Source organism: Serratia sp. AKBS12 (genome assembly GCF_024793895.1).
Lineage (GTDB): Bacteria > Pseudomonadota > Gammaproteobacteria > Enterobacterales > Enterobacteriaceae > Serratia_F.
The window spans coordinates 1,998,878-2,019,861 of the sequence record NZ_JANUSB010000015.1 but is presented as its reverse complement, the minus strand read 5'-3'; the positions used below and the strand labels follow the sequence as shown (position 1 = coordinate 2,019,861).

Below are 20,984 nucleotides of genomic sequence, written 5' to 3'. Positions count from 1 at the left end.
CAACAACGTGCAAGATTCAGAAAAACAACCTTTATTAAATCCACCCTCTTTACCTAAAGGCGGTGGTGCATTAACCGGTTTGAGTGGGACACCTGGCGGAGCCGTATCTGATGGTTCTGCAACTTTTTCTCTTCCATTGCCGATTTTTCCTGGGCGCGGATACGCTCCGGAGTTGGACCTGAGCTACAGTAGCCTATCCGGAAACGGAGAATTCGGTATGGGTTGGTCCAGTAGCACAATGAGCGTGCGCCGTAATATAAAAAAGCGTGTGCCTACTTATAGCGAACAGGATGAATATCTCTCACCAGAAGGTGAAATCCTTGTTGTACTGCCGGGAGCCCCTATCACGAAACGACATTCATTGCTGGGTGTCGATCTTGGTGAAGAATACCACGTGGTGACCTATCGTAACCGGGTTGAGTGTAGCTTCAGCCGCCTCGAATTCTGGCAACCTGTAAAGCCAGAAACCTTAGACTTCTGGGTCATGTACAGCGCAGACGGACAGGTGCACCTTATGGGGAACACGGCAGAGGCGCGCCTCACAGATCCGCAGGATAGCAAGAGAACCGCACAGTGGTTGCTGACTGCCTCTGTTTCGCTGACCGGTGAACAAATGTATTACCAATATCGTGCGGAAGATGACATTGGATGCATCAACAGTGAACAGCAGGCACACCCAGACGCCACTGCTCAGCGCTACTTGCTGGCGGTGCATTATGGCAACCTTATCGCTGGGCGTACCTTACCTGGGCTTGACGGCACCGATCCACTAAAAAGTGGCTGGTTGTTTAGCCTCGTCTTTGATTACGGAGAGCGTAGCGTTGAGAAATCGGCTTTGCCACAGTGGCAGAGCGATGGGCAGTGGCTATGCCGTCAGGATTGTTTCTCTCGTTACGAGTATGGATTTGAGGTACGTACGCGCCGTCTCTGCCGGCAGGTGTTGATGTTTCAGCGAATTAAAACGCTGGAAGGAACCGCTGAAGGAGAAGATACCCCGCAACTTATTACCCGGTTACTATTGACATATAACGAAACGCCATCGATTAGCTTATTGGCTTCCGCGTGCCAGATGGCTTGGGAAAAAAAAGGGAACGAGCCACCGCTTTCGCTACCCCCTCTCGATATTGCTTGGCAGTCTTTTGACCCACCAAAACCCCACTCGGCCGTCTGGGAGCTCCGTGACGATCTGCATAACCTGAGTCATCAGCATCCTTACCAATTTATTGACTTGAAGGGGGAAGGCATATCAGGGATTCTCTATAACGACGGCAAGGGATGGTGGTATAGGGCGCCAATTCGCAATGAAAAGAAAGCGGATCAGAATGCCGTCACCTGGGACTGCCCCGAAAAATTGCCGATGACTCCGTCGCTTCAGGTGGATGCCACACTCGCGGATCTGGATGGAAAGGGTAAGTTGCAATGGGTCGTCACGGCGCAAGGCATTGCAGGGTCTTATAGCCAGACAGAACGAGGAGAATGGCTGCGTTTTACGCCGCTGTCGGCGCTGCCTGTCGAATATACACACCCACGGGCGCATTTGGCGGATTTAATGGGAGGAGGCTTTTCTGACCTCGTCATGATAGGCCCCCGCAGTGTGCGTCTATATGCCCGGCAAAATGAAACCTGGACCAAAGGGGGCACGGTTATCCAATCGGAAGGAATTTCGCTGCCCATTCCGGGGGCGGATCCCGCTGCCTTGGTTGCCTTCAGTGACCCACTTGGCTCAGGGCAGCAGCATTTGGTGCAAATACGGGCAGAAGGCGTGACTTGCTGGCCAAACTTGGGAGGAGGACGCTTCGGTCATCCTCTGACCTTACCAGGATTCAGTCAGCCTTCGGCCAATTTTAATCCACAACGGGTGTTCTTAGCTGACATTGACGGTTCTGGTACGGCGGATTTGATTTACGCCCATTCTGACTCATTTTCTGTTTACCTCAATCAGAGTGGTAACCGTTTTGCAGTGCCTTTTTCTCTGCCCTTACCACAAGGCGTTCGTTTTGATAATACCTGCGAACTTCAGATTGCGGATGTACAAGGATTGGGAGTCGCCAGTTTGTTATTAAATTGTCCTCATCCTACGCCACGTCACTGGGTTTGCTCGCTGTCATCCGAAAAACCTTGGTTACTGAATGGCATGAATAACAACATGGGTGCGGACCATCGTCTGTATTACCGCAGTTCCGCCCAGTTCTGGCTGGATGAGAAGACGGAGGCAAAAACGGCAAATAAAGCCCCCCCTCCCTGCTATCTGCCCATGGCACTTCACACCTTGTGGCGTACCGAGACTACCGATGAAATTACCGGAAATCGGTTATCGAGTGAAATACGTTATAAAACGGGTGTATGGGATGGACGTGAGCGTGAGTTTCGTGGGTTCGGCTACGTTGAGGTGAGGGACACCGATATTACGGCCAGTCGAGGTACGGCAATAGAAAGTTCTCTTCCGTCAAAGCGTTGCAGTTGGTATGCGACTGGACTTCCGGCCGTGGATGAACAGCTGCACAAGCAATATTGGCGAGGAGACACCGCTGCGTTTGCCGCTTTTTCTCCACGTTTTACGATTGGTAGCGCCGAGGAAGAACGGGTTTATTCACCAGATGAAAACATCTCTTTCTGGTTGAACCGTGGACTTAAAGGCATGCAACTGCGGAGTGAGCTCTATGGTTTGGATGGTAGTGCTATGGAAAGCCTGCCTTACAGTGTCACGGAAATGCGTCCACAGATACGTTTGATCGATATCCAAACGTATCCAGTTATTTTGCCTTCTGTCGTGGAGAGCAGAACCTATCACTATGAACGTATTATTACCGATCCTCAATGCAGTCAGGAAATTCAACTGTCCACTGATGAATATGGACAGCCACTACGCCAACTCAGTATTGCTTATCCGCGACGGCCACGCCCATCCAGTGCATTGATTGATAGCGATAACACCATCACACTCCCGGCAGAGAAGGCAATTCCAGATACGTTAATCGCTGGAACCAAAGCCAGTGCCACGGTTCATCTCTATATTTCTGACGATCCCTCTGTACGCAGCTGTGTGTGGTCTGTACAGGGAAACAATGATTTCTGGTTACAAAAGGCCGAAAGCACGGGAGACAATGCCTGGCAGACCCTTGTTGAAGGGACTGAAGCACGCGCACTGGCACCAAAAGGGGTAATAGGCCGGGCAGATTATAGGTTGAAAAAAATTTTTCAGGATGGGCAAGAAGCGATCACTGACTTTAGCATCAATGTCATCTCACCTGTAGTGACTGTAACCGGTTTCCAGCATGTCTCACAGGGAACCGTGTCGACACTGAAGGCGAAGGCTAATTTTTTACCCGAAACCTACCAATGGACGTTGTTAAAAGAGGGAGAGGAGGTAGTCAGCAGCCAATCCAGCGAGTTTCATGTTGACACTAGCGCGCTCGATATAGGGTTGTATCGGGTAAATCTGAAGGTTGAAGATTGGAGCCGGGATGCGCAAGTCAGCACAGCACTGACAATCACGCAATCTGCATGTTATCCGGATGGGTTACCCGAAACGCTCCTGGCGAGCAGCTACGACGAACAACAGCAAACATTGTACCTGACGCTACAGCAAAGTAGTTGGCACAACATTGACAATTCGGTTAATGAGATGTGGTTGTTAGGGGTAGCCGATGCCAGACGCAGTGATATTTTTTCCCATCCTGCCAGTGCGGTGCCAAGTGGCGGATTAACACTGGAGCATTTGCAACAAGACGGTGGACTCATTGCTGCGGATCAACCTTGCACGCTGGCCATGCAGCAGCAGATCTGGTATCTGGATTCAGCGAATGAACCAACGCTCGATCTACCCGCCATGCCGCCGCGGGTGGCCTTTACGGAACAGGCTGAATTCGATGAAGAAACTCTTGCAGCATTTGAGAATGAGATTACGGCCGATCACTTAATTCTGGCGGGTTACTATCAGTCAACCTATCTTTTTCCTCGGAAAAACGAGACAGGCAAGAAACTCTGGACGGTACGCAGTGGCTTTGCTACCTATGCGGGAGCTGCGCACTTTTGGCTGCCAATCTCCTTCCGTGAAAGTGAAATGACTGGGGCGTTGACAGTTACTCGTGACCGTTATGACTGTGTCATAACAAAAACGCAGGATGCAGCTGGCTTGACAACTTTATCAGAATATGATTGGCGATTCCTTGTACCTGTGCGACTCATAGATGCTAATGACAATGTACATGTTGTCACGCTGGATGCGCTAGGACGTGTCATAACATCCCGGTTCAGGGGAACGGAGGAAGGCATCGCTACCGGCTACAGCACTGATGCAATGATGGTTCCAGCTGATGCAGATACTGCCCTGGGCCTGACCTCACCATTACCGGTTGCACAGTGCATCGTTTATATCGCGGACAGCTGGATGGCGGGTAACACGGAGAACGGTGGGAGAATCCCGCCCCATGTTCTGACGCTGACGACCGACCGTTATGACAGCGATAACGCCCAGCAAATCCGCCAGCAGGTGGTTTTCAGCGACGGTTTCGGACGGGTCCTGCAGACTGCCGTCAGATATGAAGCGGGTAAAGCCTGGAGCCGGACAGGCAGCGGCGGGTTACAGACCGGGGCAGACGATCTACCGGTGGAAGTGGAAACCGCCTTCCGTTGGGTCGTCAGTGGCCGGACAGAATATGATAATAAAGGTCAGGCAGTCCGCACGTATCAGCCGTATTTCCTCGACAGCTGGAAGTATGTCAGCGATGACAGCGCCCGCCGGGATCTGTATGCAGATACGCATTATTACGACCCCACAGGACGTGAGTGGCAGGTCAGAACGGCAAAAGGCTGGTGGCGCCGCACCTTGTTCACGCCGTGGTTTGTGGTCAGCGAGGATGAGAATGACACGGTAGCCGGGGTGAGCGGCGTGGCGGCACCAGACCATACAGGTGGTCCGGAATGAAACACTGTAAACGTCAAGGGCATTATTGTTTGTGACAATACATTCAGCGCTATCAAAACGGCGGCGATTGAAGGGAAAGCAGGAGAATGCCATGAGCATATTATCGCTGTTCAGCAGAACCCCGTCGATCACGGTCCTCGACAACCGCAGCCTGACTGTGCGTGATATTGCGTATTATCGACATCCCGATGCGCCAGACGTCACTGATGTGCGTATTATCCGCTATCAGTACGATGCCTGCAGTTTCCTGCCACGGAGCACTGGCCCACGCTTGCATGACACTGGACGAGCAAACTTCAGATATCTGACGAACCTGGGCGGAAGCGTCCTGCGTACCGCTAGCGCCGATGCTGGCACCACTGTGACCCTGAACGACGCTGCTGGCCGGGCGTTTATGACGATCAGCAATATCAGCACCACGGAGAGCGGCGCGGAGGACTTAATGCAGGCCGTGACCCGCATCTGGAAGTATGAGGACACAGAACGGGCAGGGCGCCCGTATCACGGAGCGTTTTACGTATGCCGGTAACGGTGACGCAGAGAAGGCTATTAGGCGACAATTACTCTGACCTCTGTCGCGTCAATTACTTTGGCCGATTTGTAAGCTAAGCGTCCGATTTCCCAACTTATGGAGAGGTTGTGGCGCTCAACGACAAACAGGTCAATCTCTATATGACACATCGAAGAAAAGGCAAGACTCAAGCGGCCGCAGCCGCCAAAGCCGGTATCGCTGTTCGCTCCGGACGACGTATTGAAAAAGGACAGCGCTCACCTGTTGGCCATCGTCATTGGCGAACACGGCAGGATCCTCTGGAAGAAGTGTGGGAGGACGTCATCGTTCCTTTACTCCGCTCCCGACCTACGCTGGCGCCAATTACCCTGCTTGAACTGCTGCAGGAAAAATACCCGGGGCGCTATCCCGATACGCTGACCCGGACTCTGCAACGGCGAGTCAAAGCCTGGAAACTCAAGTTCGGCAACGAGCAGGAAGTCATGTTTCGTCAGGAACATCTGCCAGGCCGGCAGGCCTTGAGTGATTTTACCTACCTGAATAATGTAGAAATCACCGTTGCCGGCAAACCACTGGCCCATAAGCTCTTCCACTTCCGTCTGGCCTGGAGCCGATGGAGCTGGATGCGTGTTGTTCTTGTTACCAACGGTGCAAAACTGGGTCTTCCGCAACTTGGGTGGAGATTTTCATGCCAGAGGACTCATCACCCGTCGCCTCAGTAACTCGAACCCTGCCCGGCCATACATTTGCCGTTTCAGCATCTTCAGACGATTTACATGGCCCTCGACAACACCGTTACTCCATTTACTGCTTATCGCTTCGTATATTGCGGTTGCATCGGCTTCCATCCCGGCAGCAACGCGTTGAAAGTCAACGAGTCCACTCTGACTGACGTCAGAGAACCATTGATTTAACTGTGATTTATTCTTCGTCTTCAGCATCCGGTAGAAGTCGAGGGACAACTGTTGTGCCATTTTCAACTGCGGCTCTTTCTGGCACATTGACTCGATGAAGCGGGACGCATAGTTTTCTTCTCCTCTGATCATTCGCCAGGGCATTAACCAGCGACTGACCCGGGATGCAGAGGGAAGTCGAGCCGTGGAGACAGCCGGAGCGTTAGACTGCTTACGCCACTTAGCCACAGTGGGACCAGACGTTCGCCGGTGATGCAGCCCTGACCTCGGCGATGCTGGATCGGATCTTACATCACTCACACGTAGTCCAGATAAAAGGAGAGAGCTATCGGCTGAAGCAGAAACGAAAGGCCGGGGTTATAGCGGAAGCTAATCCTGAGTAAACAAGGTGGATCAATATTAGACCGTTGGTGGTGACGGTAAGTGGATCACTTTTTACCCGTTGTTGACACCAGCCGTAACGACGGGATTTTTTGGCTATAGCCAGAAGGGGCTTTATGTCCCGTGCTGCCTTTAGAGATACACCGCGATGCTGATACATATAGCGGCTGATATGCAGGGCTTTATTGTACGCAAAACGCACCGCGCCAAACTGCGCATTTAAGAATGCCGTCTGTTCCGCGTCGGGATAAATGCGTACTTTAGTCGCTCTTTTCATTTTCAGCGCTCATGGCTAGAATGCAGTCAATGTAATATTTTGAATGAGATTGTGCATGAAGAATTTGAGGGATACCTCTCCCGCAGACACAGTATCAGTAAGCGGGTAGTACACCTTATCTTTACGACGAAATACCGCCGTAAGATTTTCGACGGCATGATGCTCCAGCAAATACGCGAGGCGTTCATATCGGCAGCGGAAAAGCTGGAAATAGAGATCCTGGAGATGGATGGTGAAGCAGACCATGTTCACCTACTGGTCGCCTACCCGCCAAAACTGGCGGTAAGCGTGCTAGCGCCTTTCTCCATCCCCCCTGACAGCGCCCGTTCAGGCGAAATTATCCTTATTACTGTATGATTTTCTTTGCAGCCTAACCGGCTGCATAACATAAACAGGAAACTAACATGAGCACATCACTGTTCAGCAAAACCCCGACGGTCACGGTCCTCGACAACCGGGGGCTGACCGTACGCGATATCGCGTACCACCGCCATCCCGGCTCCCCGGACGTTACCAGTGAGCGCATCACCCGCCATCAGTACGATGCCCGCGGCTTTCTGATGCAGAGTGCTGACCCGCGTCTACACGACGCCGGACTGGCGAATTTCACGTATCTCACCGACCTGGCCGGCAACGTGCTGCGCTCGCAGGGCGTGGATAACGGCACCACCGTCAGCCTGAACGACGCCGCGGGACGGCCGTTTATCGCAGTCAGCAATATCCGCACCGCTGATGACGGTACGGAGGACAGAAGTCAGGCGGTGACACGTACCTGGCAGTATGAACATGCAGAACTGCCGGGACGTCCGGTGAGCATTACTGAACAGGTCAGCGGCGAAGCCGCCCGCATCGCGGAGCGCTTCGTTTATGCCGGCAATACCGATGCGGAGAAAGCCCTGAACCTGGCAGGAATATGCGTCAGCCACTACGATACGGCGGGCCTGACTCAGACGGACAGCGTGGCGCTGACCGGCGTGCCGCTCTCGGTCACCCGCCTCCTGCTGAAGGAGGCGGACAATCCCGACGTTACGGCCGACTGGCAGGGTACCAACGCTTCTGCGTGGAACGACCTCCTCGCCGATGAAAGTGAGCGGCATACCACCCGGACCACGGCAGACGCCACCGGGGCGGTACTCACTACCACGGATGCAAAAGGCAACCTGCAGCGGGTGGCGTACGACGTGGCGGGCCTGCTGTCGGGCAGCTGGCTGACGGTGACGGGCGGAAAAGAAGAGCAGACTATCGTCGCCTCCCTGACATATTCGGCCGCCGGGCAGAAACTGCGCGAGGTACACGGCAACGGCGTGGTGACCACGTACTCATACGAGCCGGAGACGCAGCGCCTTGTCGGGATTAAAACGGAACGTCCTACCGGGCATAAGTCAGGGCAGAAGATACTGCAGGACCTGCGCTATGAATATGACCCGGTGGGCAACGTCCTGAAAATCACCAACGACGCGGAAGAGACCCGCTTCTGGCGAAACCAGAAAGTGGTACCGGAAAACACGTACGTCTACGACAGCCTGTACCAGCTGGTCAGCGCCACCGGGCGCGAGTTGGCCAGTGCCGGTCAGCTGGGCAGTAGCCTGCCCACCACCTCCGTTCCCCTCCCCACCGACAGTTCTGCATATACCAGTTACACCCGTACTTACACCTATGATAAAGCCGGCAATCTGACGCAAATAAGGCACAGAGCCCCCGCGACAAACAACAGTTGCACCACAAATATCACCGTCTCCGATAAAAGCAACCGGGGCGTACTGAGCACGCTGACGGAAAATCCCTCAGACGTGGACGCGCTGTTTACGGCGGGCGGACAGCAGACACAGCTGCAGCCGGGCCAGAGCCTCGCATGGACGCCGCGCAACGAGTTACTGAAAGTGACGCCGGTGATGCGTGATGGCGATGCGTCCGACCATGAAAGCTACCGGTATGACAGCAGCAGCCAGCGCGTACTGAAGGTCAGTACGCAGAAAACCGGTAGCAGCGCGCAGACGCAGCAGACGCTGTACCTGCCAGGGCTGGAGCTGAGGAACACAAAGTCCGGGGATACGGAAACGGAAGGCCTGCAGGTGATAACCGTGGGCGAAGCAGGCCGTGCGCAGGTACGGGTGCTGCATTGGACATCAGGCAGGCCGGATGGCATCGGTAATGGCCAGGTAAGGTACAGCTACGATAACCTGATCGGCAGCAGTCAGCTGGAGCTAGACGGTGACGGGAACGTCATCAGCATGGAGGAGTACTATCCGTACGGCGGAACGGCCGTTCTGACGGCGCGCAGTCAGTCGGAAGTGAATTACAGAACCGTGCGCTACTCGGGTAAGGAACGCGACGCCACAGGGCTGTATTACTACGGGTACCGGTACTATCAGCCGTGGGTGGGACGCTGGCTGAGCGCAGATCCGGCGGGCACGGTGGACGGGCTTAACCTGTTCAGGATGGTAAGGAATAATCCTGTTTCGTTGCTGGATCCTGATGGACAGGCGCCTACACCCAAAATAAGTCATGCGACGCTAGAAAAAGAGGGAGTAGAGGCAGGGAAAATTATTGGAGGAAAAATCGTCAAGCTAAATAAAAACACTACTGAGGCATGGATAAAAAAAATAAAAGATAAAAATAATAATCTGATTAGTGAATTTAAAGTTTCTAAGCTTCCCATTCATAATGAAGTTATCTTATCAACAGCCTTTGATTTTGCCATAGAAGGTAATAAGAAAAAATTTGCTAAGGCGTATCGCAGTGCGAACCCTGGGCAAGATGAATTGATGTCAACACAAACGGTTTTTTCTATTTTCAGTGGAATGGGGCAAGAACTTTCTTCAGGAAGTGCTGAACACAAGACACTGGCTAAGGAGACCTTCAGGCAGTTGTCACTAACCCGACTTCCGACTGAATTCTCAGGTCATAATTATAGTAACGGGATGGTTGAAGAAATAATGCAACATCCTACATCATCACTTACTCTCACTTATAGTACCAATGGGAGAAATCATGGAAGTCAAGATCTCTTACGAAGAGAAGTAGTTATTGATGCATTGAAGTCAGAGTTAGCTTCTGCTAACACCGATAATCCTATTAGTGCTATTTTAGAAGCAAATATTATAGCCGCTAAATATACATTAAATAATTTCACTGCCCCAGCCGCAGCTGAAAATATGCAATTCTACACAGATAAAAACAATCGACTCCAGAGAAAATTAACGCCGTCTCAGAGAAATGAGTTCACTGTTTTAAGAGAAGCTATTAAACAACTTGATGCGCCAGATTCATCATATCGTCGTAGCAATCAATCATGGAAGAAAGATCGAGAAAAAAGAGGTTTCAGTCCATTCAGGAAATTATAATTTGATAAATGGCCGCTGAAGAACTATTTATAAAATTGATATCGCCGATTCAAATGGATCGGCGATATCTCAAGGAGTTTATCGTATTTTTTTGGGATACCACAAAAAACCACCAAATTGAGACAGAAAAACTGTTTCACAGGATTGTTTTTTTGGGCCTACCCTTATTACACGACAGCTATGTCTGATTGCCCGTTCTTTAAACGGGCACAGTCAGGTTTTTTACTCCCCTCCAGGAAGATATTAATCCTTTGTTCCACACCACGTCTCATCCGAATCCTGGCCCCATAGACGGTGGGTTCGGTGCGGTGGTATTAGTGAAATGACGTCATATATAACATTGCAAGTATACTGATTATTTTTTCCGGCCTTTAATACAATAAGGTAATGCCCTTTATGAATACAATCAGCAGGTTCTGGGGTGAGGGTAATAGAACTGCCATCCAGGGTGGTCGCCCCTGTTCGTTGCAGGAACATCTCATTGCTCATTGGGTATCCGGCTGCACCGACGACACGGGTATTTTGTAATACGATGCTTGTTTCCAGTATTTCCAGGATGACTCTCGCTTTACTTTGAATGTCATTCCTGTTGTACACTTCCACAATGTATCTTCCCGCAGCATGGAAAAGTTCCTCGTTAAGATTGGTCGTGATCTCTCCGCCGGATATTGACAATGCGCCTATTTTTTCAAGGAATAATTGTTGACTTATCGGTGCAAAGAGAAATTCATATAAATGATTATTTTTGATTACAATATCGGCATGATGTGTATTATCCAAAAAATACTGGTCTGTGTATTTAAAAAGAAATTCCCACCAGGAATTATCTTTATGATCGGTAGGAAAGTACCAGTACGGTGTTTTCTTTAAACGAAAATATTCACGACTACCATCACTCCATACACCAAGATAGATATCACCGACTTTCCCCTGACGAGAGTCAGACCACGAATGTAGTTTGTCTGTGTTATATTTTCTCATTATTGCAATATCTATGTACTCTCCTGAGTGTATTTCTCTCTCTCCTGTAACTTTAAGGTGTAATTTACCACCGAGAGTCATCGCACGTCCGTCAGAATTACGGACAAAAACTCGGATCAACGCAGAGCTGTTGTGTATAACATCTGGTGGTACGGAAATCGTAACACTCTGATGCTCAGGAGAAGATAAAAAAGAGAATCCTTCAGGTATTTCCCACTGGTAACTTAACGTATTGTTATTTTTATTTGTGACAATAACTGATACATCAAAAATCCCATTCTCATGAATATGTTCTGGAATATTAATCTGTCCGGTAATATTTTGCTCCTGTAGAGAGAACTGGTAAGCTGGCTTTTCGTCGGTATTTTTCCATATGGGTTTCGTTAAATCGAGCAGCTCCATATTGTTTATTTCCTGCACCGTTTCCGGAAGCACCGGCAGCCCCCACTGTTCAAAAAACGTTAATAAATTAAAACCAGATACCCGACTGCATTCCAGTATAAATCGCTGAATTTTTTCATTACTGTTCCGCGGGCGTTCTGTTGCTTTCAGGATGCGATAACGTTGTCCGAGTCGGGCATGAAAATCCCTCCCGAATGCCAGGGTAAGCTGCCAGAACATGGCAACCTGATGAAACAACCCCAGTCTGCTGTAGTCTTTGTCATGTTCCTTAAAGTATTCAAAGAGCTCTGGCCAAATACTGTCCAACCGGGTTGCTCTTCCATTCAGCGCACTCTGTACGTAGAGTGATACGATATTGACCGTCACTTCCCCCAGTCCATCCCAGCGCACATCGTCCAGCTGATAATGATGCCCCAGCTCATGCCAGGGGCCCCAGCCGTCTTCTGTCAGATCCCGGCTGTTGCAAACGCAGTACGCGCCATTGAGATTGGTTCCGAGCCAGGCGTTCGACGCAGACATATAGCCTCCAGTCGAAGAAGGCTTAGTCTCAAAAATATACTGAAATGGTGTGGCCTGATGGGGACGAGGATAATTTGCGTGCAGGCCATAGCACTCCTCCGCCAGCGATACAATTTTATCCCACAGCTCGGACACTTTTTGAGGATTATCGATATTTTCCTTAAGCACACATAGCGGCATAGCAACAATCATTCTCTGACCAACCAGTTCGCCATAGGGGGCACAGCTAAAATCCTCAAGTGCCTGGTTCCAGGTTTGCTGAGTATCCAGGCCTAATACAAAACGCGGCATCTGGCGGGCACCACTGACTACCTGAGCATAAATTTCTGAATCCAGAGGAAAGTTGGGGGCAGCAAAATAGATAATCCCACGATTTTTGGCCGTAATACGCTGAGTTCCAAAATCCAGCTGAACTGACTGACGGGATTTACTCTCTTCATCAGCGGATTCCGTCACCGGATATATCCACAGCTCCGGTGCAGATGAAGGCATGTCACCGTTGTAATGACAGACTATCTCCAGACTGTCCCCGGCTTCACACCAAAGCCCGGTAGACTGTGTAGGATGAGGACTAAACCAGCGCCGGTGATCTCTTTTTGCAATATCGAAAGGTAAACCACGTTGTATCAGTTTGTTAGAGGACATCATAAAATTCACCTGAAGGATGTTTGACGCTTTAAATATAGATCATCCCAGCGGGTCGTGAACGTTTCGAGTTGATGGCCTTAATTATGGTAAATCAATAGCTGGTTCACGATCAGGAAATTTTTTAAAGCGCCTTTTCAGTGGCCTGACCATGACCATGACCATGACCATGACCATGACCATGACCATGACCATGACCATGACCATAAACGGAGTAAACGGGATGCTGCGGTCGGTTTGCCGATATGACAAAGTTTATTTGCAGTTATTTTGAGCCGGGTGGAATGGATTGCGAGCCGGGCAGGGCAAATGCGAGCCCATTATCACTTAATGTGAGCCGAAATTTGCATTGATTGCGAGTCGAAGGGATTTCGATTGCGAGCCGTTACACATAGGTGGAGGTTTTTTCTGTTGCAACTTGCATTACTGTACAACAGTTTACTTCCATCCGTGGAGTAATTTCCTGTCTAGCAGCCGGGGTAGGTGGAAATATTTCCTGATACAAATGAGTGATAGATGGAATGATTTTATGTACTTGACAGTGAGTAAAGTTGGATACATTTCCTGTTGTTAAGCACGAGAGCTATTGGATGTGGTGGGTGAAGTAACAAATGAAAGTGGAAGAATTTCCTGTTTCTTCAATGATTATGTGGAGTGTTTTCCTGTATGAATTGACGTCATCAGTAAGTCCGCTCTTGTTCACGCGGCAAGTAAAAGTGGAGGAATTACCTGCTTGGTAACCAAGAAGGGTGGAGTGATTTCATGTTCAGGTAATTTGCCATAGTGATAGCTTATTATGTATACAAGCTGTTTTGTCCCTTGTCGCTACTCCACACCCTTCTGGATAAATGGAAGGAGAAAATGTTTGGGAGACAATCCTTTAAGTGGACATTTTTCCTGTTTGTTTGCAGTAAAAGTGCATCAGTGCTGTCTTGATGTCACTGTGAACCCTGACACTGTCGCCAGGAATACAGGTGGAGACATTTCCTGCTGCAGATAAGCTTGTTGTGAGTAATATCATAAATCACGATGTGATGATGATTTACTCTCCCATCACAAATGGGGAATAGTTTATATATTTTCCACATTATGGATAGGAAGAATGAAACATGACACATTGACTGTAGTGCAGGGGAATGATCTTCTTGAAGGCGCCTATGGTGTAACTCTGGACGAAATGCGTCTTCTGAACCTTGCTCTTGCGCAAATTGATAGTAGAAAGCCGCAACCGGATATGTTGTACACGCTCTATCCTCGTGATTATCAACGTATTTACGGCGTCAACCCGACCAGTAGACACCGCCAATTACGCGATGCGGCTGACAGCTTGATGAAAAAACCGGTGACAATCTACAAAGAAGATAGGAATGGAAAAGTCAGAACTGTTCAACTTTCCTGGTTTTCGCGTCTTGAGTATGTCAACAATGATGACCATAGTGCAGTGGTACTACGTTTTGGACAGGATGTTGCCCCCTATCTATTTGAGCTCAAAGAAAGCTTTACCAAATTGGACTTCATAAACCTGACCAGGCTGGATACACCTTTCTCGATCCGTCTTTACAGCTGGCTGGTGAAGGCGCGTAACCTGACTCGGTATAGGAGTCAGGGGACCATCGAAGTCACTCTTGAGGTCAAATGGATGCGCGAAAAGGCTAATCTGCAAGGCAAATATCAGGATTATCGGGACTTCAGGCAAAAACTGCTGCAACCCTCTCTCGATCGCATCAATGCCTCGACAGATATCTCGGTGGTTTGGGAACCGGTGAAGATAGGCCGTTCCGTGCATGCTATCAAATTTACCTATGTTGATGAGTCTGCACCAGAAGCAACAAAACCGATGCGACCACGTCTTCCTCGTCGCCCTCATGTAACGGCGGGATCTGCTGCTGAAGGGGAATGGGCCAGAAAATGTATTTCGCTGATGACCCAATATATGTCTCAGTTGGATGCCTATGATCCTAATGAGAAGGTGAGTGTACCCGACTTAAGAAAATTAGCGGGCTGGTATAAGAAAATAGGGCACAGTGAGCAGGAAAAAAAGACACTGGAGGCCATTAAACTCCGACACAACGTCATGGTGACTGCTAACTTGATTGTTTACCGCGCTTGCTCTTAAACGTCGGCTTTTTGGCTCTGAGTTTCTTGTTAAAAAGTTGGCGAATGCTTTATCCAGATTAATCACGGCTTGCTGCAATGCCAGTGAATCGTACTCTTTAAGCCAGCCGTAACGACGGGATTTATTGGCTATAGCCAGAGAAGGGGCTTTATGTCCCGTGCTGCCTTTAGAGATACACCGCGATGCTGATACATATAGCGGCTGATATGCAGGGCTTTATTGTACGCAAAACGCACCGCGCCAAACTGCGCATTTAAGAATGCCGTCTGTTCCGCGTCGGGATAAATGCGTACTTTAGTCGCTCTTTTCATTTTCAGCGCTCATGGCTAGAATGCAGTCAATGTAATATTTTGAATGAGATTGTGCATGAAGAATTTGAGGGATACCTCTCCCGCAGACACAGTATCAGTAAGCGGGTAGTACACCTTATCTTTACGACGAAATACCGCCGTAAGATTTTCGACGGCATGATGCTCCAGCAAATACGCGAGGCGTTCATATCGGCAGCGGAAAAGCTGGAAATAGAGATCCTGGAGATGGATGGTGAAGCAGACCATGTTCACCTACTGGTCGCCTACCCGCCAAAACTGGCGGTAAGCGTGCTGGTGAACAACCTGAAGTCGATCAGCAGTCGCCGAGTGCGCATTCTGAACACAAATTTACGCAAGGCAAGTAATAGTGGAGTGCTCTGGTCACGCGCCTATTTCGCCTGTAGTGCTGGCGGCGCAACAATCGAAACTCTGAAAGCGTATGTTGCCTCGCAGAAAACCCCTGATTAGCCCCCTTTATATCCCCGCCCGAAATTGAACTGACCCCATAAACCTGGACGGTTATTATCACAGATACAAATTATATTGCCTGGGCCCGGTATTCCACCGGGCTCAGGGCCTTTAACTTCATTTTTATCCGTTCATGGTTGTAATAGTGGATATACCTGTCCACCGCTTTCCTGAGTTCTGCCACGCTGCTGTACTTCCTCAGGTAAAAACATTCCGATTTCAGCGTGCCGAAGAAGCTTTCCGCCACGGCATTATCCAGACAGTTCCCTGTTTACATAAGGAACTGAGAGGAAGGCGGTTAGAATTGATAATTTAAGCCCAGCCAGTAATTACGCTTCGGCAAGACGGAACCGGTTGTGGACTGTGCAGTCTGGAAATAGTCGCCAGCGTAGGTCGTCGAGCGACCCGCTCTATACTGGGTGACATCGCTGAAGTCTTTATTGAGCAGGTTGTTCACCGCCGTATTCAGCGTCAGCGCATCAGTCACTTTATAAGACAGACCCATATCGAGCACGGCCCAGGCTTTCAGGTTAGCACCCCGATCGTCGTAGACCTTCTTCTGTACAACACTCAGATTCTGATAGTTTTGTGTAAAGCGTGGTGTCGCACCGCGGTAACGCGCGTTAAGCCAGGCATTCATCGTCTCTGTAGCCTGCCAGCTGAGACGGGTATTCGCTACGTGTTTTGGCGTGTTGCCTAACGGCGCACCTTTGTTATCCCCATCCTGCTGTTCGCTGCGAGTATAGGTGTAATTCAGGGACAAATTCCAGATATCGGACCAAAGCGGGAATGACGTCGCGAACTCGATACCATCGGTACGGGCTTTTCCGCTGTTGGTGTAGCTTCGGGTATGGTCGTCGATAGCGTAACTGACAATCTTGCTGCGATAATCAGTGTAGAAGCCGGTAATGTTAGCGTTTAATCCCGCGTTGTTTTCATAATACAGCCCGGCTTCAAAACTGGTGCTTTTCTCCGGTTTCAGGTCTGGGTTACCAACCGAATTAATCGTTCCCTGACCGGTGACACCGCTGATACCGCTGTGCAGCTGGCTGAGAGACGGTGCTTTATACCCGGTTGTTACCCCGCCTTTAAGCGTCCAGTCATCCGCCATATTCCAGACCAGATAGGCGCGCGGGCTAAGATGGCCCCCAAAGACCTCATGATGCTCATAACGTGTGCCGGCGGTCAGTGCCAGTGGTTCCACGATCCGCCATTCATCTTCCGCATAGGCAGACCAGCTTTTTTGGTGGAAGGACTTACCGGAATTCGCTAGGACCACCCCATCTTTCATTTTGGCATCCCAGAACTCCCCGCCAAGCGTCAGCAGGTGTGCATCCCCCAGCGGGGTTAACAGGAGAGAATCAATAATAACGTTGGTATTCTTGAGTTCGCGGGGGTTACCTGCCAGCGAGGCTTTAGCGGGTGTGAGCGATGCGGCCGCCAACTGCCGGCCTTTGTTGGTGGTTTCATTCCAGCTGAGAGTCGATTTCCAGATACCGATCGGCAGTGTCGTATTATGGCCCAGCGTGACCTTCTGGCGCTGGTAGCGTAGGGTTTTGTCATACCCGCCGGTCAGGCTGCCAAGCTGACCATCGTTATTGTTGTAGCGCTGGCTGGCGGTATCGAAATCCAGCCAGATTGTGTCACTGCCGCCGGTTTTCAAATCCAGGCGCGTGCCAAAATTATAGTTTTCTGCCTCTGTTGGGTACGGCACCCGGGTAACGGCCGTGTCGTTTAATGAGGTGATGCTGGAACCCTGGCGCTGAGTCGTACTGCCGCGAACTTGCATATCCAGGAGCTCAGGTACCAGCGGGCCACTTGACCAGAAGTTGGCCACCGTGCTGTTTCCCCACCTGCGGCTCTCTTGCAAATTGATGCCGGTATTGATCGATGTGCTCCAGATATCGCTGCTTTGCTTAGTAATAATATTGACCACACCACCGATGGCATCTGAGCCATAAAGGGTAGACATAGGCCCGCGGATCACCTCAATGCGTTCAATTGCCGTGAGGGGAGGCATAAAGCTGGTGTTCATCGCGGAAAAGCCGTTTGGCGTAACGTCACTGCTACCGTTCTGGCGTACACCGTCGATCAGAATCAGGGTATAGCTTGCTGGCATACCGCGAATACTGATTTCCAGCCCGCCGGTTTTGCCGGTGCTGCTTTCAACGTCTACTCCTTCAACGGCGCGGAGTGCTTCGCCAAGATCGTTGTATTTGTTGGCCTGAAGCTCTTGTTGGGAGATGACGGAAACGCTGGCGGCGGCATTGGTGATTTTTTTCTCATATCCGGAGGCGGTGACGACCATAACGTCTTCAGCCTGAGCTGCTATGCTGGTGAGCAAAAGCCCGGGTAACAGAGATGAAATTGTTAGTTTTATACGCATTATCAAACTTCCCTTGTTGTTTAAAAAGCATCCATGGGTCGTAAGATAATTTCATTGCCTGATAATGAAAATAATTATCATTACTATTTTCAAAAGCTGACTGTTTAATTACTTTTTTCGACAATTAATTACATTTGTTCAAATAGCAAGCGCGGTATAGCGTGCGTGGACCAATTTTGCCGCCTGGATTTCCCGGGCATAGCCGCTCGCCGGGCGGTATGTGGGTAAAAAAATGTTAGAGGGGGAACCGGTGCCAGGGGGGAGCTTTTTCTTCAGTTGCCTGCCGCGCTGTTTTCAGGGGAAAGTAAACATCAGCTGTTTCTCTACTTGCCACACATGGTCCAAAGAGCCGCTTTTGCTGATTACAAGACTTCATGCTGGTATTAGCATCCTGAGCACGGATTAATGACCTGCATTAATCACAACATATCGATTTAAATGACTCGGGGTGCCGTTCTTCGTTGAAGGCGGAGAAATACCCATACTCCCCCGATCTGGATACCGCCAGCGCAGGTAAGTCAGAAGCCTGTGCGCTGTCCCTTCTTTCACGCCGAACAGGAGCCTTACCGTTATGCAACCTGTCCAGCTGCATCAGGCGATCCCCCGTCGCCAAAAACCATTGCCGTGTCCGGTAGGGTGAGGCGTATTGTCAGGCCGTGTGAATCAAATATTACAATCATGAAAGAATAAAATAGAAACTAAAAGGTCAGCGTCCGGTAGGGTACCGAACCCAGGCTCAGATAGCCGCCTGATAAACCGTTCAACTTTAAGAGGTCAGTTCAAGTATGGCGGCTTTTTGCTTATTCGTTTGGCGGTTGATAGCGCACGAAGCGGATTGCTTTTCCCCGAACCGGCAAAATGGCTGTCGCCACTTTGCGCCCTTGCGAGATTTAGTGGTTGTCATTGTTTTATATTGAAATGGTATTTTTTCAGGCAACAAAAAACCCGATAATCTTGAACCTAAAAAGGCGGGATTATCGGGCTCCACAAAATGGGGACATCAAAGAAAAGCAGTGGCACTAATTCAGACTGCCCCCCAGGCAAAAAGTTCTGCCTGATGACAAAAATTTCAAAAATATTTTGCGTTAACCCATTTCTTTTTCTTAACTGTCAGCTGAGAATTCCCGGCCATAGCACCACGATTAATGAACCCGCCAAGGTTAACAATACGTTAGCGATGGCATAGGTGCCGGCGTAGCCCAGAGCGGGAATATTGCTGCGTGCGGTGTCGCTGATGATTTCCATCGCCGGTGCGCAGGTACGGGCACCCATGATGGCACCGAACAGCAGCGCGCGGTTCATGCGCAGCACGTAGGCACCGAAGAGGAAGCAAACCACCACCGGCACCAGACTGACAATCAGGCCGGAAATCAGCATCTGCCCACCAACGGCGCCCAGACCGTGGCCAATACCGGCGCCGGCGCTCAGGCCGACCCCGGCCATAAACACCATTAACCCGAACTCTTTGACCATATTCAACGCGCCCTGCGGGATATAGCCGAAGGTAGGGTGGTTGGCTCGCAGAAAGCCCAGCATGATGCCAGACATCAGTAGCCCGGCGGCGTTGCCGATGCCGAACGAGAAATTGCTGAACTGAATGGTTATCTGGCCAATCAGCAGGCCGATAATGAAGAAGGCGCAGAACGCCAGCAGATCGGTGACCTGGCTGTGAATCGAGATAAAGCCGATTTTTTCTGCCACGCTCTTCACTCGGCGGGCATCGCCGCTCACCTGCAGCACATCGCCTTTGTTCAGCACAATGCTGTCGTCAATCGGCATTTCGATCTGGCTGCGGATCACGCGGTTGAGAAAGCAGCCGTGGTCGGTCAGCTTTAACTGGCTAAGGCGTTTGCCGACCGCATTACTGTTTTTGACCACGATCTCTTCGGTGACGATGCGCATATCCAGCAGGTCGCGGTCGAACACTTCCTTGCCGTTACGGAAGCTGGGATCCAGGCGTGCATGAGCGTCCGGATAGCCGACCAGCGAAATCTCATCGCCCACTTGCAGTACCGCATCACCATCCGGGTTCGCCAGGATGCCGTTGCGGCGAATGCGCTCGATATAACACCCGGTCTGGCGATAGATACCCAGTTCACGTAGATTCTTGCCATCAGCCCAGGCCACCAGCTCCGGCCCGACGCGGTAGGCGCGGATCACCGGCAGATAAACCTTGCGCTGGCTGTCGGTATCCAGGCCGCGTTCCCGGGCGATTTGCTGAGCAGAGGTCGGCAAGTCCTGATGTTGCAGTTTCGGCAGATAACGCGCGCCGAAAATCAGGCTGACCAGACCGATCAGATAGGTGAGGGCGTAGCCCAGGCTGAGGTGATCCTGCGCGGAAAGCAGCGCCGGGCCATTGGTAATGGTGTTACGCAGCGTGTCGCCGGCGCCGACCAAAACCGGCGTTGAGGTCATCGAACCGGCGAGCATGCCGGCGGTCAGGCCGATATCCCAGTGGAACAGCTTACCAAGGCCGATTGCCAGCACCATGGCAGAGCCGACCATCACCAGCGCCAACATCAGATAGTTTTTGCCGTCGCGGAAGAAAATCGAGAAAAAGTTGGGTCCAGCTTCTACCCCGACGCAGAAAATAAACAGCATAAAGCCCAGGCTTAGCGCTTCGGTGTTAATCGCGAAATGTTGTTGGCCGAGCAACAACGAAACCACTAAAACCCCAATGGAGTTACCGAGTTGGACGGAACCCAAGCGAAGTTTACCGAGGCAGAGCCCCAGGGCGAGTACCACAAACAGTAACAGAATGTAGTTACCGTTTAACAAACTAGCGACGTTTATGTTCACGGA

General features: G+C 50.5%; 6 protein-coding genes and 9 pseudogenes. 8 read left to right on the top strand and 7 right to left on the bottom strand.

Annotated features, from left to right (window positions below; genetic code table 11):
* The first annotated feature begins 7 nt into the window (after nt 1-7).
* From NYE85_RS19320 to NYE85_RS19310, 3 genes and pseudogenes are all read left to right on the top strand, one after another.
* Complete coding sequence (locus NYE85_RS19320; RefSeq protein ID WP_259006290.1) at nt 8-4,927, top strand: SpvB/TcaC N-terminal domain-containing protein; 4,920 nt, start codon at nt 8-10, stop codon at nt 4,925-4,927.
* A 91-nt stretch (nt 4,928-5,018) separates the two neighbouring features.
* Nucleotides 5,019-5,478, top strand: a pseudogene (locus tag NYE85_RS19315) (RHS repeat protein); the annotation flags it as partial.
* An 88-nt stretch (nt 5,479-5,566) separates the two neighbouring features.
* Nucleotides 5,567-6,115: pseudogene (locus NYE85_RS19310) on the top strand (IS21 family transposase); the annotation flags it as partial.
* Between the two features lie 9 nt (nt 6,116-6,124).
* Here the strand turns inward: NYE85_RS19310 and NYE85_RS19305 are convergent.
* Nucleotides 6,125-6,580 (bottom strand): annotated as a pseudogene (locus NYE85_RS19305) (transposase); the annotation flags it as partial.
* On the opposite strand from NYE85_RS19305, the pseudogene NYE85_RS19300 reads away from it, so the two are divergent.
* Nucleotides 6,580-6,735, top strand: a pseudogene (locus NYE85_RS19300) (ATP-binding protein); the annotation flags it as partial. The pseudogenes NYE85_RS19305 and NYE85_RS19300 overlap by 1 nt on opposite strands.
* 59 nt (nt 6,736-6,794) lie before the next feature.
* Here the strand turns inward: NYE85_RS19300 and NYE85_RS19295 are convergent.
* Nucleotides 6,795-7,010, bottom strand: a pseudogene (locus NYE85_RS19295) (helix-turn-helix domain-containing protein); the annotation flags it as partial.
* Nucleotides 7,011-7,058: 48 nt separating this feature from the next.
* On the opposite strand from NYE85_RS19295, the pseudogene tnpA (NYE85_RS19290) reads away from it, so the two are divergent.
* A pseudogene (gene tnpA, locus NYE85_RS19290) lies at nt 7,059-7,304 on the top strand (IS200/IS605 family transposase); the annotation flags it as partial.
* A 110-nt stretch (nt 7,305-7,414) separates the two neighbouring features.
* Nucleotides 7,415-9,490 (top strand): annotated as a pseudogene (locus NYE85_RS19285) (RHS repeat-associated core domain-containing protein); the annotation flags it as partial.
* 1,107 nt (nt 9,491-10,597) lie between these two features.
* Here NYE85_RS19285 and NYE85_RS19280 read toward each other — a convergent pair.
* Complete coding sequence (locus NYE85_RS19280) at nt 10,598-12,904, bottom strand: M60 family metallopeptidase (protein ID WP_259006288.1); 2,307 nt, start codon at nt 12,902-12,904, stop codon at nt 10,598-10,600.
* Nucleotides 12,905-14,003: 1,099 nt separating this feature from the next.
* Between NYE85_RS19280 and NYE85_RS19270 the strand changes: the two genes are divergently transcribed.
* Complete coding sequence (locus NYE85_RS19270; protein ID WP_259006287.1) at nt 14,004-15,017, top strand: replication initiation protein; 1,014 nt, start codon at nt 14,004-14,006, stop codon at nt 15,015-15,017.
* On the opposite strand, the pseudogene NYE85_RS19265 reads toward NYE85_RS19270, so the two are convergent.
* Nucleotides 14,989-15,328 (bottom strand): annotated as a pseudogene (locus tag NYE85_RS19265) (helix-turn-helix domain-containing protein); the annotation flags it as partial. The gene NYE85_RS19270 and the pseudogene NYE85_RS19265 overlap by 29 nt on opposite strands.
* A 48-nt stretch (nt 15,329-15,376) precedes the next feature.
* Here NYE85_RS19265 and tnpA (NYE85_RS19260) point away from each other — a divergent pair.
* Nucleotides 15,377-15,796 carry an IS200/IS605 family transposase gene (tnpA, locus tag NYE85_RS19260; RefSeq protein ID WP_259006379.1) on the top strand — a complete coding sequence of 140 codons (420 nt, stop codon included), beginning with the start codon at nt 15,377-15,379 and terminating at the stop codon, nt 15,794-15,796.
* Nucleotides 15,797-15,866: 70 nt separating this feature from the next.
* Here tnpA (NYE85_RS19260) and NYE85_RS19255 read toward each other — a convergent pair.
* The 3 genes and pseudogenes from NYE85_RS19255 to NYE85_RS19245 all read right to left on the bottom strand — a co-directional run.
* Nucleotides 15,867-16,064, bottom strand: a pseudogene (locus tag NYE85_RS19255) (IS3 family transposase); the annotation flags it as partial.
* Nucleotides 16,065-16,094: 30 nt separating this feature from the next.
* Entirely contained in the window at nt 16,095-18,182 is a 2,088-nt protein-coding gene (locus NYE85_RS19250; protein WP_259006286.1) for a TonB-dependent receptor, read from the bottom strand.
* A 1,110-nt stretch (nt 18,183-19,292) separates the two neighbouring features.
* A complete protein-coding gene (locus tag NYE85_RS19245; protein ID WP_259006285.1) occupies nt 19,293-20,981 on the bottom strand; it encodes an aspartate:alanine antiporter in 1,689 nt (562 codons plus the stop codon).
* Nucleotides 20,982-20,984: the final 3 nt, after the last annotated feature.

Bases quoted from the DNA above. Each gene is read 5' to 3' on its own strand.
- NYE85_RS19250 (WP_259006286.1), bottom strand. From the start codon at position 18,182: ATGCGTATAAAACTAACAATTTCATCTCTGTTACCCGGGCTTTTGCTC.
- NYE85_RS19270 (WP_259006287.1), top strand. From the start codon at position 14,004: ATGAAACATGACACATTGACTGTAGTGCAGGGGAATGATCTTCTTGAA.
- NYE85_RS19280 (WP_259006288.1), bottom strand. From the start codon at position 12,904: ATGATGTCCTCTAACAAACTGATACAACGTGGTTTACCTTTCGATATT.